This is a genomic window from uncultured Jatrophihabitans sp. (genome assembly GCF_964244045.1).
Lineage (GTDB): Bacteria > Actinomycetota > Actinomycetes > Mycobacteriales > Jatrophihabitantaceae > Jatrophihabitans.
In genome coordinates, this window is sequence record NZ_CAXTHK010000020.1 from 1 (window position 1) to 13,583 (window position 13,583).

The following is a 13,583-nucleotide window of genomic DNA, read 5'->3' on the forward strand; positions in this document are numbered from 1 at the left end:
AACAACGCAGAGCTGTACGCGAACGATTTACACCACTCCCCGGGGCACGACCCGCAGGAAGTGATCAAATGCTCGGCCGGCGGTCATGCCTCACCGCCGCGGCGTGCTTGCGCTGCCTTCAGCGACATTCGGAGCATGTGGGCGCGCATGAGATGGTCCGCGCGCCGCGACAGCTCGTCGGGGGTCAGCGCACCCTCGGGGTCGACCTCCCGCTCGAACTTGGCCTGTAGGCCAGCACGGGCGGGTGACGTGGCCGCGGACCGGTCGGGCTCGCGCGCCCAGCGCTCGGCGGAGGCAATACGTGCGATGAGTACTCGCTCATCGGAGGATCGTGCGGGCATGGCAACCAACGCCCCTACGGGATCGTTGCTCGGAGCCCAATCCCGAGCCGACTGCGGCGGTGGCCAAACGTCTAGCGGATGTCACGCCTGGTGCAGTCGGGCAGCTGTGTGAAGTTGGTTCCAGCATAGCGGTAGGGAGTCACTTCGGCGTCCACTTCGCGTAGGGGCCTACGAGCAGCGGTTGTGTCGAGGTAACCGGTCCGTTCGGTGACGGAGAGGTCATCACGACCTCGTCGGTGATGCGGCGGTTCGCCCCCCGTGGCAGTCCGGCGAACAGGACGAGGTCGATCGCGGAGTAGAGGACGAACTGTCCTGCGCCGTGCCGGCAGGAGATCGGGGCCCACATGTCCGGGTCCATCCCGTCGTCGGTAGTTCCGCCGTTCGCGTAGAAGGTCTTGCGGCCTTTCGTTGTGTAGGCCGTCAGGAACACCCGTTGACCTTCGGTGGCGGGCCGCTGAAGGAAGACCTCTACCAGCAGGCAGTTGAGCGGGCACCGGATGAACACGTCGACGCGGCGCTTCCGCAGCACTGGGGACAACGAGGACAGACGTTGCTCGAACTTGGCGGCCCGCGCCCTGTTCGCGGCGACGTCTATGGCCGTCTTCAGACCCAGGACCAGCTCTTCCTCGTCGGGGTCCGCGTAGCGGTACGGCAGGGCGATGATCTGTTGGGCGGTCATCGAGCGCAGCTGCACCGCGCGCTCAGCATCCACCGGGGCCTACAGCCGGTCGCCGCGGGCCAAGCGGCGGTGGGCATCGCGGGCCCGCCCGTCGGCGGCGGAGGAGGCGTAGCGGCCGACCATCTGCCGCGAGCGCCAGCCGGCCAGCCGCATCAGGTCGTGTTCCTGTCCGCCGGCGGCGAGCCAGTCGTGCGCCATAGTGTGCCGGAACTGGTGCGGGTGGATTGGGGGGATGCCGGCGTCGAGGCAGCGGCGCTCGAGCATCTGGCGGACGCCGGAGTCGGTGAACGGGCCCTTCTTGCCGAGCCACAGCGACGTGGTGCTGGCTGCGGGGTGCCGGTCGCGGATGCGCAGGTAGCGGCGCAGCGCTTCGGCGGTCTTCGGGCCGAACGGGCAGGCCCGACCGCGGCCGCCCTTGCCGATGACGTGGGCGACCTGGTGGTCCCAGTCGATGTCGTCGACGGCGATGGCCACGAGCTCGCCGCAGCGCATGCCGGTGTCCAGCAGCAGCCGGACGATGGCGGTGTCGCGGCGGTTCTCGAAGGTGTTGCCCTTGGCGGTGGCCAGCAGCTTGGTCAGCGTGTCGTCGTCGAGCACCGGTACCGGTTGTTCGGATACGGACGGCGCGGTCATGCGCTCCATCGGGGAGCGGGTGGTCTCGCCCTCGTCGGTGAGCCACTTGAACAGCTGCTGCAGTGAGCGGTAGTGCTTGGCGCAGGTGGCCGGGGCGACGCGGTCTCGCAGGTCGGTGATGTAGTTCTCGACGTGCTCGCGGGTGATCGAGCCGGCAACGGTCGGCATGCCGTGCTCGGTCAGGTAGACGGTGAACGCGGTGCCCACGCCGAGGTACGAAGCGATGGTTGCCGGCGAGCTGCCCTTGGCCCGCAGGTGCAGCCGCCAGTCGGGCAGCAGGCGGCTGAGCTCGTCGAAAGCGGTGCTCCCGGCGACCGTCATCAGGCCAAAGTCCGCTGTGCGGTCCTTGTGCAGAACACAGAACCTCTGTCATGTGGCTGCAGCCCAGCAGATCCGGGCCTTGTGGGGCGGGTGGGACTCGAACCCACGACCCAGGGATTATGAGTCCCCTGCTCTAACCGGCTGAGCTACCGCCCCAGGCGGCCCCAAAGGTAGCGCAGGGGGCCGGATGGGGTGCCTGTCACAGGGTGTGTGGACGTGGCTACCGGCGGGTAACAAACTGTGGACAGCGCAAGCATGACCCGAGAGGAGAAGCACGTGCAGATTCCGCGGATTGACCCGAAGAACGCCGCCGGCTTGGCCGACAAGGTCATCGGCCTCGGCAAGGAGGTCGTGGGCACGATCACCAGCCGCGACCGCCTCACCAAGGCCGGTCAGGTGCAGCAGGAGAAGGGCACGGAGCGGCTGAAGGCGATTCAGGCCCAGCTGCAGTCCGAGGCCCACGAGAGCAAGGCCGCAGCGGCGGACCGAGCCCAAAAGGCCGCTCAGAACACCAAAGAGACGGTGAACAGCTGATGGGCATCGGCGAGAGCATCAAGGGAACCGTGAAGCAGAAGGCTGGCGACCTACTGGACGACGAGAACCTCGAGGCCGAAGGTCAGGCGCAGGAGACCAAGGGCAACGAGGAGACCGCGTCGACCAAGGAGCAGGCCGAGGCGCAGGCCCACGAGAAGAAGGCCGATGCGCTCGAGAAGGAACAGCACAGCCTCGAGCAGTAGACGGCACCACTGACGCAACGACGCCCGGGCGAGTTCCCGGGCGTCGTCATCTGTTCGCAGCGTCAATCAATCAGCGCGGCGCTTGCCGGTCGAGCCGCTGGTGGCCCATACCGTCGGATCCTTCGCGGCAGCGCGGCGTCGGCGCCGTTGCACCGCCGCCCCTGTCACGATGGCGCCGAGCGCCGCGATGCCGATCGCGGATCGCACTGGGGTGGGCAGGTAACGCAGCACGCCGCGAGCCTCAGCCATGTCGAGGTCATACCCCCAATGTGCGGGCGAACGTGTCAGGCACGAGGACGCTCGAGCGACCCAGCTCGTGCACCGAACTGAGCCCAAGACCGAGCAGGGCAGAGTCGATCCCGCTGCGCAGCACATCCAGGACGTTCTCGACGCCGGCCTGCCCATTGGCACCGAGGCCCCACAGGTAGGCTCGGCCGATCATCACGGCCCGCGCGCCCAGGGCCAACGCCTTGACCACGTCCGAGCCGCGGCGCACGCCGCCGTCCAGCAAGACCTCGATCTGGTCGCCGACGGCGTCGGCCACCGCGGGCAGGCAGCGGATCGTCGCTGGAGTGCCGTCAAGGTTGTTGCCGCCGTGGTTGGACACCGAGATCGCACTGACGCCTGCGTCGACGGCCCGCTTCGCGTCGTCGACGCGGGTGACGCCCTTGAGCATGAACGGTCCTCCCCAGGTCTCGCGGATCCACGTCACGTCGTCCCAGGACGGGGCGGGTGTCTGCATCCACTCGCCGTAGACACCGAAGAAGGTCGGCGCCGGCTGGCCCGGGTTCTGCATGTTCGGCACGGTGAGGTCCGGGATTTTGCCCGACCGCGCGAACGCGGCCAGCCACTTGGGGTGCGTGAGCGCTTCGGGTGAGAACCGCAGCGCCTCCTTGACCGTCAACTTCTCGGGGATGTGCGGGCTGCCCCAGTCGCGGCCCATCGAGAACGACCAGTCGAGGGTGGCGATCAGGCCGACCGCGCCAGCAGCCCGGGCCCGCTCGATGCGCTCGGTGATCTGCTCGCGAGTACCGGACCAGTACAGCTGGAAGAACGTCTGCGGGTTGGCGGCGACGACCTCCTCGACGGGCTTGCTCGCGAACGAGCTGAGCCCCATTGCCGTGCCGCGCGCCGCGGCGGCACGGGCCACGGCCACCTCCCCGTCGGGGTGTACGGCCTGCACGCCGGTCGGCGAGATGATCACCGGCAGCGAGATGTCCTGGCCCAGCACCGACGTCGCCAGCTCGCGCGTGCTGTGGTGGCCGGCGGTGTGCGGGGCGAACCCCAGCTCGTCGAAAGCGGCGACGTTGTCGGCGACCGTCAGCCCTCGCTCCGAGCCGGCGACCAGCGCGCTGTAGACGGACTTGGGCAACCGCTTCTGTGCGCGGCGCTCGGCCTCGGCCACGGTCTCGAACCATGCGTTCACTGGACTGACTCCTTCATCGGGGTGCGGGTCGGCGCAGGGTGCTGGTTCACCCGAACCGGGTAGGTCACAGCGCCAGTCCTCCATCGACCGGCACGACGGCTCCGGTCATGGCGCCGCTACGTGGACCAGCCAGGAAAGCCAGGACGGCGGCGACCTCGGCCGGGTCGAGCAGGCGGTGCTGCGGCTGCTGGTCGGCGAACGCCTCGGCGTCCGGCAGGTCGTAGAGGCGCGCGCTCTCGTCCAGGATCCGGGTCCGGGTCGAGCCGGGGCTGACCGCGTTGGCGGTGATCCCGGAGTCGGCGAGTTCAACGGCGAGCGCCCGGACGAGCCCGGCCACCCCTGCCTTGGCCGCGCAGTAGGCGGCCAGCATCGGCAGGCCGCGGGTGGCGGCGGCCGAGGCGACGGCCAGGAAGCGACCCGACCGTGGCATCGGGCGCCGCAACAACGCCGGGACGGCGGCGCGGGCGAGGGCCAGCACGCCCCCGAGGTTGATGTCCAGTACGGCCTGCTGTCGGGCCGGCGGGACCTCCCAGAGCGGCACACCGCCGGCGATGACGCCGGCCACCGCGAGCGCAGCATCCAGGCCGCCGAAGCGCTCCTCGGCGTGCGCGACCGCGGCGGCCATCGCGTCGCCGTCGCGCACGTCGGCGACCCAGGACACGACACGTTCCGCGCCGGCCCGCGCGTTCGCCTGGTCGGTAACAACCGCCAGCTCGGCCATGGTGCCGAGCGCGTAGGGCAGGTCCGGGTCGTCGGCCGCGAGGTCCACGGCAAGCACCGACCAGCCGTCGTCGACAAGCGCGTGCACGGTGGCCGCACCGATCCCCCGCGCCGCGCCGGTGACGAGCGCGGCTTTCATGCCCTCACTCCGTTCGGCCATGCAAAGACGCGACGCCGACAGTCGCTGCGCAAGCGTCGCTCCGTGCCGCCGTCCTGCCGGCCCATGCCGTGACGTCGTCGAGCATTGCCGCGGCTACGTCGTCGAGCAGGGCGTGGCCCTCGTCGGCCCCGGCGCCGGTTGGGTCACCCAGCACGCCGGTGGCGGTGACGGCTCGTACGCCCCCGGCACGTAGCAGCGGCAGCAGTTCGGTCAGCGGACGTGTGTCGCCGGGGACTGCGTGGTCGCGACGCACCGACTCGGGACGCAGCGCGAGCATCATCGACGTCTCCGTGCGCCCGGCGTGCGCGTCGCCGCGGTAGCGGGGTTGGAACAGTCGGACGTCGCGGCCCTCGGTCTGCAGCAGCCGGACGGCCCGCGCCGCCGCCGCGCTGTTGCCGCCATGACCGTTGACGAAGGCGATCCGGGAGAACGTCTCACCAGCCGAGCGACCCAGCTCGAGGACCAGGTGCTCCAGCACGGCTGCCCCGATCGACAGCGTGCCGGCGAAACCGGAATGTTCGCCGCTCGAGCCGTAGGACACTGCAGGGGCGATGACGATGTCGCTGCGCGCCGCGCGCAATCGCTCGCACAGTTCCTGGGCGACGTCGGTGTCGGTCGTCAGCGGCAGGTGCGCACCGTGCTGCTCGGTCGACCCGAGCGGCACGACCAGGATGGCGCCGTCAGCGACCAGCACGCCGACCTCGGCGAAGGTCAGGTGCGCCAGGTAGGACACCGCTCAGTCGCCGGTCAGCGCCAGCCCGGCAAGCGGGTTCTCGTCGCACGCCTTGGCCGGTGGGCGCCGGTCGATGATGGTGTCGCCGGCCGGGCGGGCGGTCAACGTCAGCGTGACCGGCTTGCGGGTCGTGCGGTGCGAGTGATCGAGCGACGGCTTCGGGTTGGCGCTTGCGTCGATGAGCGTCAGAGCGCGCTCGCCGTGGCCCTTGACGCACTCCGGGTCGGGGCCGTCCAACGGCAGGCCGGTGAAGAACTTGGCCGCCATGCAGCCGCCCCGGCACGCGTCGTACGCCGAGCACGACGAGCAGGCTCCGCCGCTCTGCGGTTCGCGCAGGTCACGGAACAGCTCGGAGGTCTGCCAGACGCCCCGGAAGCCGCCCTCGGCGCGGACGTTGCCGGCCAGGAAATTGTCGTGGATGGCGAACGGGCAGGCATACACGTCACCGACCGGGTCGATGAGGCACACGACGCGGCCGGCGCCACACAGGTTCAGGCCGGGCATGGCGCCGCCGCCGTAACCGGCGAGGTGGAAGAACGAGTCGCCTGTGAGCACGTTCTCGCCGTGCGCCACCAGCCAGTCGTAGAGCTGGCGCTGCTGGGCGGCCGTGACGTGCAGGTCGTCCCAGACGTCCGCGCCGCGTCCCGACGGGCGCAATCGGGTGATCCGCAGCTGAGCGTCATAGCGATCGGCGATGGCCTTGAAGGCGTCGAGTTGGTCGACGTTCTGCCGGGTCATGACCACGGAGATCTTGAACCCGCGGAACCCGGCGTCGGACAGGTTCTGCATCGCCCGCAGCGCTGTGTCGTAGGACCCCGGCCCGCGCACCGGGTCGTTGACCTCGGCCGTCGCACCGTCGAGCGAGATCTGGACGTCGACGTAGTCGCTCGTGGCCAGCCGACGAGCGACCTCGGGCGTGATCTTGACACCGTTCGTCGAGAACTTCACGCCGACGTGGTGCTCGGTGGCGTAGTCGACGAGCTCCCAGAAATCGCTGCGCACGGTCGGCTCACCGCCGCCGATGTTAACGTAGAAGACCTGCATGCGCTCGAGCTCGTCGATGACTGCTTTGCACTCATCGGTCGACAGCTCGCGGGGGTCGCGCCGCCCGGAACTGGACAGGCAGTGCACGCAGGACAGGTTGCACGCGTAGGTGAGCTCCCACGTGAGGCAGATCGGGGCGTCCAGCCCGAACTGGAACTGCTCGACGAGCGGCAGTGGAGCGGTGGTCACGGTGAGGTCCTCTCCGAAATCATCTGCGATCCGGCCAGCGTGGTGAGCGCGGCGCGGTAGGACGGCAGTTCATCGGCGGTGACGCCGGCGCGTTCACAGGCGGCCCGGGCGCTGGGCGCCGCAGCCAGGCCTTCGAGCACCGCCAGCAGCTTCGGGTCCTTCAAGAACGACAGCCGGCGGGTGCCGAAGTGGTAGAGCAGGGCACCGAAGCGTTCAGGGCGGACGGACACCTGGGCGTGCACCGTCCAGGCACCGTCGAGGTCGAACGCCGGGCGAGCCGCGGTTGTAAGGGGCACGGTGGTCCCGGTCACCGTCAGTAAACGCCGCACATGCCGTCGATGGAGACCTCTTCGACCAGGACGTCCTCGACGAGAGCATCCTGTTCGGTCTCAGGCGTCGCCTGCGTCTCGACGGTCGTTCCCTGTGCGCTGTCAGCAGCCATGACGTGCTCCTCGGGTCGATGTGCCGGTGTTTCGTCACCGAGTGACGAATGCGTTCGTACGCTAACGTCACCTGCGTCACACCACAAGGGATTGCGCGGGATTCATGCCGAAAACAGCTGAACCGGCTCGACGCGGCCGTCCGCCCGGCACCAGCGCCCGGGCACTCGAGCTCATTGCCCTCGACCTGTTCACCCGACAGGGTTTCGACGACACAACGATCGACCAGATCGCCGCCACGGCCGGGGTCAGCAAGCGAACGTTCTTTCGCTACTTCGAGTCGAAGGCCGACGTGCTGTGGCATGCCTTCGATGCCGAGGTCGACAACCTGCGGCACACCCTGGCGGCCGTGCCGACCGAACAACCTGTCATGGACGCGGTCCGGCAGGCTGTTCTGGAGGTCAACCATTATCGAGCCGAGGACGTCGCCGAGTTGCGCACCCGGATGACGCTCGTCAGCAGTGCGCCGGAACTCGGCGCCAGCGCTGCCGTGCACTACGACGCCTGGGAGCGGGCGATCAGCACCTTCGTCGCGACCCGGACCGGTCGAGATGTGCAGTCGCTGTACCCGCTGACGGTGGGTCGGGCAACCCTGGCCACCTGCCGCGCCGCCTACGAACGCTGGGCCGCCCTCGCCGATGCCGACCTCACCGTGTACCTCGACGCCGCGTTGCAAGCCTTGGGCAGTGGTTTCGCTGACGATGTGTTGACCGGTCGGGGCTCGCGCACGTGACGGACCTGTCACCCGAGCTGCTGGCCAAGTTGTACACCGCCGACCCCGACCAGTTCATGTCCGTGCGAGCCGCGCTGGCCACCGAGGCAAAACAGTCCGGCGAGGCCGAGCTGTCTCGGAGTGTGGCGGCGCAGCGCAAGCCGACCGTCGCAGCCTGGGTCGTGAATCGGCAGGTCCATTCCGACCCTGCGACGGTCGACCGCCTGCTCGATCTCGGCACCCGGTTGCGCGCCGCACACGAGCGGCTCGACGCAGCTGCGCTCAGAGAACTGTCCGGCGAGAGACGAGAGCTGATCACCGAACTGAGCACTGCGGCGCTGACCACTGCCGACCGCGATGCTGCTGGCGCGACCCTGCGCGACGAGGTCGCCGACACCTTCGATGCGGCCGTGGCCGACCCGCAGATCGCTGCTCGACTAGGTCGGTTGACCCGTGCCGAGAAGTGGTCCGGGTTCGGCGTGGCCATGGACGCCCCGCCCGGTGCACCGGAGCTCACCGTCATCCGCGGCGGTCGGGACTCCAAGACCACCACGTCGGCCCGCCCGACCGCCAGCACAGCAGCGGACGTTCCGCCCCGTCCCGAGAAAGGCGCTCGACAGACCGCTCGGGAGAAGGCCCGCAGCAGGGCTGCCGAGGCGCTCGCTGCCGCCGACACGGCCCTGCACGAGTGCGAGCAGACCCAACACGTCGCCGCGCAGCGCATAGGCGATCTGACCACCGAGCTGAACCGCCTGCAGCGCGAGTTGGACGCTGCCAAACACGACCACGACCGGTCGAAACAGGATCTGCGGTCGGCCCGCAGCCGGCGCCGGGAGGCACAGACGGCGCTGTCCCGCGCTGAGCGACCAGCGAAGGAGTGACCGAGGGGATCGAAGCTGTCAGCGCGCGGTGGTGTCGCGGTGCGCCGAACGGTAGGCCCGTGGACTCAGGCCGAACTCGCGACGGAACGCCCGCGAGAAGTACTCGGCCGAAGCAAACCCGCATTCGAGTGCAACGCGTTCGACGTGTCCCGGCCCGTTACGGGAGGCCAGGATCTCCGCAGCCCGCTCGAGGCGCCGGCGCCGGATCCGGGCTGCCGGGCTTTCCACCCCGTTGAACGCCCGGTACAGCTGCCGTAGCGAGATGTTCAGCTGCGCGGCGATCGAGGCCGGCGTGAGGTTCGGGTCGGTGGCCTGCTCGAAGATGATCGCGTCGGTGCGCAAACGTACCTGCTCGACGGCAGCGAGATCCGGGGATGCCTTCTGCACAGCGGTGCGCAGGAGCAGCGCAGCCATGGCTGCGAGGTAGCGGTCGACGCCGACCAGGCTCGACGCGGTGTTGAGCTCGTCGCCGCCCACCAGCAGCAGCGACACCGCCGTACGCAGCAACTGGCTCTGGAACGGCGTGAGGTCGTAGGTGCGGTCGCGCATGCCCCGGATCGCGCCGGGCTCGATGCCGATGGCGGCCAGCGGGATGCTCAGGGTGAACAGGTGGGTGTTGGCCACGAATTGTTCGGCGATCTCGTCCAGCGGATCGAAGACGCGCATGGTGCCGACCGAGGTCCCGACCGGATCGAACACCGACCCGCCGCCCTCCATCCTGGCCAGGATCTGCACGCCGCGATCGAAGGACGGTGCGACCACGGTGCGGGCGGCCCGGTACAGGTCGGCACCGCTGAGCGTGGACGCCGACCAGATGCAGCGGGTGCCGCGCAACCGGGCGCCTTTGAAGAAATACGGGGCTCGGGCGTGCCGCAGCGGCGCGATCCGCAACCCCAGCGGACCCGTTCGCAACCGGCCCGTCCAGGTGTTGGGGTTGTCGGCCGAGACGTCGAGCCAGGCAACCGCGCCCGGCGGCGGAACGTCGTAGCGAGTGGTCGGGTCGGTCATCGCCGGGCACCCGAAAGCCACAACGCGCGCACGGATGTCGCGCGTGGTACGGATTCGTGGCCGCAATCGGCACCTGGCATGACCCGCACGGTAGGGAATACCGGGCAGTTGACGCAAGCACGGCGCCCCGCCACGCCGCCGCGGAACGGCTATATACGCCATTGTGCTTAGCCAGGTGAGCTACCCGGTGACCCGTACAACGCCTCCTGGGCGATGCTGGCCACCAACCGGCCATCGCGGGTGAAGACCGAGCCCGAGTAACAACCGCGGCCACTGCCCACGAAGCGCGGCTGGTAGTCCGAGAGCACCCAGTAGGTCAGATCGGCCCGGTCGTGGAACCAGACCGCGTGATCGACGCTGGCGCCGGGCCGCTCGGAGCCGCCACGGCTCGGCAGGACTCCCGTCGAGATGTCGGACAGGTAGGTCAGGACACCCGCGTGCAGGAGCGGATCGTCGAGCAGCGGCACCGCGGCCCGAGCCCAGAACCGGGTGGGCCAGACTGTTCCCGGGTGCGGCTGGAGCGGAACGCGGCACTCGAACGAGCACAAGCGGGACAGGACGTAGCTGTTACACGCCTCCGGCGGCGCCACATCGGGCATCGGCTCGGCTTGCGCGCTCGACGTCGACCGGCCGACGTGGAAGGACGCAGCCATGTTGAAGATAACCTTGCCGTGCTGGATCGCGACCACCCGGCGGGCCGAGAACGAGCGCCCGTCACGGTCGCGGTAAACGGTGAAGACGATGGGCAGCAGCGGATCTCCGGGGCGCAGGAAGTACCCGTGCAGCGAGTGCGGCCGGCGCGCCGGGTCGACCGTTGCACCCGCCGACATCAGCGCCTGCGCCGCCACCTGGCCGCCGTAAAGGGCGTGCTCCTCGCGGACCACGGTCGTGGAGCGAAACAGGTCCTGCTCGATGCGCTCGACCGTCAGCAGCTCGCGCAGGTCAACGTCCTCGACCCCGCCTGCCGGCCGCGATGCGGGTGTCTCATCCATCCCGGCATCGTGTCAGCGGCCGGCACTCGGCACGCACCCGGGCCCTATTCCGATCCGACGCTGATTGAGACAAGGACCTTGGCCGGGGATGGTCTCCTCGTGCCCGGGTAAGTGCAGGACATGAAAACTGTCAGTGCTTATGCAACCCCGGCCGCGAAGGCCCCGTTCGAGAGGATTGAGATCGAGCGTCGCGACCTCAATCCCGAAGACGTATTGATCAAGATCGCCTTCGCCGGCATCTGCCACTCCGACATCCATACCGGACGCGGCGAGTGGGGCGAGGTCAACTACCCGCTCGTCCCGGGTCACGAGATCGCCGGCACCGTCGAAGAGGTCGGCAGCGGCGTCAAGAAGTACCAGGTCGGCGACCGCGTCGGCGTCGGCTGCATGGTGAGTTCCTGCGGCACGTGTGCGAACTGCAAGGCCGGCGAGGAGCAGTTCTGCGTCGAGGGCAATGTCGGCACCTACGCGGGCATGCTCGACGGCAAGCCCACCGACGGTGGTTACAGCACGCACATCGTCGTGGACGAGAACTATGTTCTGGGCATCCCCGAGAGCATCGAACTCGACGCCGCGGCGCCGCTGCTGTGCGCCGGCATCACCCTCTACTCGCCGCTGAACCACTGGCAGGCCGGCCCCGGCAAGAAGGTCGCCATCGTGGGCATGGGCGGCCTCGGCCACCTGGGCGTGCAGATCGCGCATGCCATGGGCGCCGAGGTCACTGTGCTGTCGCAGACGTTGTCGAAGAAGGAGGACGGCGAGAAGTTCGGCGCCGATCACTACTTCGCCACCAGTGACGACGATACCTGGGACAAGCTCGAGGGTCACTTCGACCTGATTATCAACACGGTGTCGGCCTCGCTGCCGATGGCGAAGTACCTGTCGCTGCTCAAGACCCGCGGCGCGCTGGTCAGCGTCGGCGCTCCGTCCGAGCCGCTCGAGGTGCCTGCCTTCTCGCTGATCGGCGGCGCCAAGATCTGGGCCGGTTCGATGATCGGCGGCATCCCCGAGACCCAGGAGATGCTCGACTTCTGCGCAGAACACGGTATCGGCGCCCAGATCGAGACGATCAGCGCCGACCAGATCGACGAGGCCTGGGATCGCGTGGTCGACAGCGACGTGCGCTACCGCTTCGTCATCGACAACTCAACGATCTAGTCCGTCACCACCGATCCCCGCTCCCGCGCGAACCCCACATAGGATCGATCAGGTGGGGGTTCGCGCGGGAGTTGTCGTCACGGGCACCGAGGTGCTCACCGGTCGCGTCGCCGACCGCAACGGACCGTGGCTCGCCGACCAGCTGCGCCGGGTCGGGGTCGACATTGCCGACATCGTTGTCGTCGGCGATCGTCCCGAGGACCTGCGGGATGCGCTGGCTTTCCTCGCCGGCCTGGACCTGATCATCACCACCGGTGGGTTGGGCCCGACCGCCGACGACCTGACCGCCGAGGTGGTCGGCCAGTTCCAGGGTCGTGCGTCGGCCCTGGACGTCCAGCTCGAAGTGCAGATCGGCGGCATCGTCGAGCGGTTGATGGTCGGTCGCGGGTGGAAGACCGACTCCGACGCCACCGCCGCAGCAACCCGCAAGCAGGCCATGGTTCCCGAGGGCGCATCGGTACTGTCCCCAGTCGGCACGGCGCCCGGTCTCGTGGTGCCACCGGCAGTTGGGCGCGCAGGTCCGCCAGTGCTGGTCCTGCCCGGCCCACCGCGCGAACTGCAGGGCATGTGGGCCGCCGCGCTCGCCGATCCGCTCGTCGCGGCTGCGCTTTCCGGCCGCGAGGAGCTGCGGCAGGACACGATGCGGCTCTGGAGCACGCCGGAGTCCGAGCTGTCGGCCGCATTGCGCCGGCACAGCCACGAGCTGGCCGGCCTGGAGATCACCACCTGTCTCAGCGACGGCGAGCTCGAGGTGGTCACCCGCTACGCGCCGGCCGCGCAGCCGGCCTACGAGAGACTCACCGCGGCGTTGACCGGCGATTTCGGTCCGGCGCTGTACTCCCCGGACGGGCGCACCGTCGACCGCATCGTGGCTCAGCTGCTGCTCGAGCGGTCTTGGACGATCGCCACCACCGAGTCCTGCACCGCCGGTCTGCTCGCCGGGCGGCTCACCGAGCAAGCCGGGTCGTCGGCCTATCTGCTCGGCGGGCTGGTCACCTACTCCAACCTGGCCAAGCACGAGCTGGCCGGCGTGCCGCTGGAGCTCATCGACCGGGTCGGTGCCGTGAGCGAGGAGGTCGCCGAGGCCATGGCGTCCGGCGCCAGGTGGCGCCTCGGTGCGGACGTCGGCGTCGGCATCACCGGGGTGGCCGGGCCCGACGGCGGTACGGCTGACAAGCCTGTCGGCCTCGTCCACCTGTACGTCGTGGCGCCCGGTCAGTCACTGTCGCGTGCCGTGAACCTGCCCGGTTCGCGCAGCGACGTCCGACAACGCACCGTGGCCATCGCGATGCACATGATCCGCAGCGTGCTCAGCAGCTGACCGATTGCGACCAACCCAAGCGCGCTTGTCCGCTGAGATGGTCGTGATCCGTGTCGATATCACGACCATCTCAGCGGACAAGCGCGGG

18 protein-coding genes and 1 tRNA gene are annotated in these 13,583 nt (G+C 69.2%); 6 read left to right on the top strand and 13 right to left on the bottom strand.

The genetic code is table 11. The annotated features are described in order from the left end of the window. Positions 1 to 83: 83 nt before the first annotated feature. The 4 genes from ACFFC4_RS14750 to ACFFC4_RS14765 all read right to left on the bottom strand — a co-directional run bounded on the left by ACFFC4_RS14750 (position 84) and on the right by ACFFC4_RS14765 (position 2,130). Positions 84 to 341: a hypothetical protein gene (locus ACFFC4_RS14750; RefSeq protein WP_375502165.1), complete on the bottom strand. Its 258-nt coding sequence runs from the start codon at positions 339 to 341 to the stop codon at positions 84 to 86. Between the two features lie 139 nt (positions 342 to 480). Then, entirely contained in the window at positions 481 to 1,053 is a 573-nt protein-coding gene (locus tag ACFFC4_RS14755) for a hypothetical protein (RefSeq protein WP_375502167.1), read from the bottom strand. Positions 1,054 to 1,059: 6 nt separating this feature from the next. Next, complete coding sequence (locus ACFFC4_RS14760; RefSeq protein ID WP_375502169.1) at positions 1,060 to 1,974, bottom strand: tyrosine-type recombinase/integrase; 915 nt, start codon at positions 1,972 to 1,974, stop codon at positions 1,060 to 1,062. 82 nt (positions 1,975 to 2,056) lie between these two features. Further along, a tRNA-Ile gene (locus ACFFC4_RS14765) sits at positions 2,057 to 2,130 on the bottom strand. A 99-nt stretch (positions 2,131 to 2,229) separates the two neighbouring features. Between ACFFC4_RS14765 and ACFFC4_RS14770 the strand changes: the two genes are divergently transcribed. Together ACFFC4_RS14770 and ACFFC4_RS14775 are read left to right on the top strand one after the other, a co-directional pair. Next, on the top strand, positions 2,230 to 2,508 hold the full coding sequence (locus tag ACFFC4_RS14770) for a hypothetical protein (RefSeq protein WP_375502171.1): 279 nt from the start codon (positions 2,230 to 2,232) through the stop codon (positions 2,506 to 2,508). Further along, a complete protein-coding gene (locus ACFFC4_RS14775) occupies positions 2,508 to 2,711 on the top strand; it encodes a CsbD family protein (protein WP_375502173.1) in 204 nt (67 codons plus the stop codon). Before ACFFC4_RS14770 ends, ACFFC4_RS14775 begins: the two co-directional genes overlap by 1 nt. 66 nt (positions 2,712 to 2,777) lie before the next feature. On the opposite strand, the gene ACFFC4_RS14780 is transcribed toward ACFFC4_RS14775, so the two are convergent. The 7 genes from ACFFC4_RS14780 to mftA all read right to left on the bottom strand — a co-directional run bounded on the left by ACFFC4_RS14780 (position 2,778) and on the right by mftA (position 7,425). After that, on the bottom strand, positions 2,778 to 2,960 hold the full coding sequence (locus ACFFC4_RS14780) for a hypothetical protein (RefSeq protein WP_375502175.1): 183 nt from the start codon (positions 2,958 to 2,960) through the stop codon (positions 2,778 to 2,780). A 7-nt stretch (positions 2,961 to 2,967) separates the two neighbouring features. Further along, positions 2,968 to 4,137 carry a pre-mycofactocin synthase MftD gene (gene mftD, locus ACFFC4_RS14785; protein WP_375502177.1) on the bottom strand — a complete coding sequence of 390 codons (1,170 nt, stop codon included), beginning with the start codon at positions 4,135 to 4,137 and terminating at the stop codon, positions 2,968 to 2,970. 64 nt (positions 4,138 to 4,201) lie between these two features. Beyond that, complete coding sequence (locus ACFFC4_RS14790; RefSeq protein ID WP_375502179.1) at positions 4,202 to 5,017, bottom strand: mycofactocin-coupled SDR family oxidoreductase; 816 nt, start codon at positions 5,015 to 5,017, stop codon at positions 4,202 to 4,204. Then, entirely contained in the window at positions 5,001 to 5,750 is a 750-nt protein-coding gene (mftE, locus tag ACFFC4_RS14795; protein WP_375502181.1) for a mycofactocin biosynthesis peptidyl-dipeptidase MftE, read from the bottom strand. The genes ACFFC4_RS14790 and mftE overlap by 17 nt, the downstream gene beginning before the upstream one ends. 3 nt (positions 5,751 to 5,753) lie before the next feature. Further along, on the bottom strand, positions 5,754 to 6,983 hold the full coding sequence (gene mftC / locus ACFFC4_RS14800; RefSeq protein ID WP_375502183.1) for a mycofactocin radical SAM maturase: 1,230 nt from the start codon (positions 6,981 to 6,983) through the stop codon (positions 5,754 to 5,756). Next, on the bottom strand, positions 6,980 to 7,279 hold the full coding sequence (mftB, locus tag ACFFC4_RS14805) for a mycofactocin biosynthesis chaperone MftB (RefSeq protein WP_375502185.1): 300 nt from the start codon (positions 7,277 to 7,279) through the stop codon (positions 6,980 to 6,982). The genes mftC and mftB overlap by 4 nt, the downstream gene beginning before the upstream one ends. Before the next feature lie 17 nt (positions 7,280 to 7,296). Further along, a complete protein-coding gene (gene mftA / locus ACFFC4_RS14810) occupies positions 7,297 to 7,425 on the bottom strand; it encodes a mycofactocin precursor MftA (RefSeq protein ID WP_375502187.1) in 129 nt (42 codons plus the stop codon). A 104-nt stretch (positions 7,426 to 7,529) separates the two neighbouring features. Between mftA and mftR the strand changes: the two genes are divergently transcribed. Both mftR and ACFFC4_RS14820 read left to right on the top strand, forming a co-directional pair. Further along, complete coding sequence (mftR, locus tag ACFFC4_RS14815; RefSeq protein ID WP_375502189.1) at positions 7,530 to 8,156, top strand: mycofactocin system transcriptional regulator; 627 nt, start codon at positions 7,530 to 7,532, stop codon at positions 8,154 to 8,156. Further along, a complete protein-coding gene (locus ACFFC4_RS14820; protein ID WP_375502191.1) occupies positions 8,153 to 9,016 on the top strand; it encodes a hypothetical protein in 864 nt (287 codons plus the stop codon). Before mftR ends, ACFFC4_RS14820 begins: the two co-directional genes overlap by 4 nt. Positions 9,017 to 9,034: 18 nt before the next feature. On the opposite strand, the gene ACFFC4_RS14825 is transcribed toward ACFFC4_RS14820, so the two are convergent. Together ACFFC4_RS14825 and ACFFC4_RS14830 are read right to left on the bottom strand one after the other, a co-directional pair. Beyond that, entirely contained in the window at positions 9,035 to 10,024 is a 990-nt protein-coding gene (locus ACFFC4_RS14825; protein WP_375502193.1) for a helix-turn-helix domain-containing protein, read from the bottom strand. Positions 10,025 to 10,191: 167 nt separating this feature from the next. Beyond that, complete coding sequence (locus ACFFC4_RS14830; protein ID WP_375502195.1) at positions 10,192 to 11,016, bottom strand: acyl-CoA thioesterase; 825 nt, start codon at positions 11,014 to 11,016, stop codon at positions 10,192 to 10,194. A gap of 120 nt (positions 11,017 to 11,136) precedes the next feature. On the opposite strand from ACFFC4_RS14830, the gene ACFFC4_RS14835 reads away from it, so the two are divergent. Together ACFFC4_RS14835 and ACFFC4_RS14840 are read left to right on the top strand one after the other, a co-directional pair. Further along, a complete protein-coding gene (locus ACFFC4_RS14835) occupies positions 11,137 to 12,174 on the top strand; it encodes an NAD(P)-dependent alcohol dehydrogenase (protein ID WP_375502197.1) in 1,038 nt (345 codons plus the stop codon). A 52-nt stretch (positions 12,175 to 12,226) separates the two neighbouring features. Continuing rightward, positions 12,227 to 13,495, top strand: coding sequence for a competence/damage-inducible protein A (locus ACFFC4_RS14840; protein WP_375502199.1), 1,269 nt, complete (start codon positions 12,227 to 12,229; stop codon positions 13,493 to 13,495). The last annotated feature ends 88 nt before the right edge of the window (positions 13,496 to 13,583 follow it).

Coding starts and splice junctions, on each gene's coding strand:
- ACFFC4_RS14750 (WP_375502165.1), bottom strand. CDS start 341: ATGCCCGCACGATCCTCCGATGAGCGAGTACTCATCGCACGTATTGCC.
- ACFFC4_RS14760 (WP_375502169.1), bottom strand. CDS start 1,974: ATGACGGTCGCCGGGAGCACCGCTTTCGACGAGCTCAGCCGCCTGCTG.
- ACFFC4_RS14770 (WP_375502171.1), top strand. CDS start 2,230: ATGACCCGAGAGGAGAAGCACGTGCAGATTCCGCGGATTGACCCGAAG.
- ACFFC4_RS14775 (WP_375502173.1), top strand. CDS start 2,508: ATGGGCATCGGCGAGAGCATCAAGGGAACCGTGAAGCAGAAGGCTGGC.
- ACFFC4_RS14780 (WP_375502175.1), bottom strand. CDS start 2,960: ATGGCTGAGGCTCGCGGCGTGCTGCGTTACCTGCCCACCCCAGTGCGA.
- ACFFC4_RS14790 (WP_375502179.1), bottom strand. CDS start 5,017: ATGGCCGAACGGAGTGAGGGCATGAAAGCCGCGCTCGTCACCGGCGCG.
- mftA (WP_375502187.1), bottom strand. CDS start 7,425: ATGGCTGCTGACAGCGCACAGGGAACGACCGTCGAGACGCAGGCGACG.
- mftR (WP_375502189.1), top strand. CDS start 7,530: ATGCCGAAAACAGCTGAACCGGCTCGACGCGGCCGTCCGCCCGGCACC.
- ACFFC4_RS14825 (WP_375502193.1), bottom strand. CDS start 10,024: ATGACCGACCCGACCACTCGCTACGACGTTCCGCCGCCGGGCGCGGTT.
- ACFFC4_RS14830 (WP_375502195.1), bottom strand. CDS start 11,016: ATGGATGAGACACCCGCATCGCGGCCGGCAGGCGGGGTCGAGGACGTT.
- ACFFC4_RS14835 (WP_375502197.1), top strand. CDS start 11,137: ATGAAAACTGTCAGTGCTTATGCAACCCCGGCCGCGAAGGCCCCGTTC.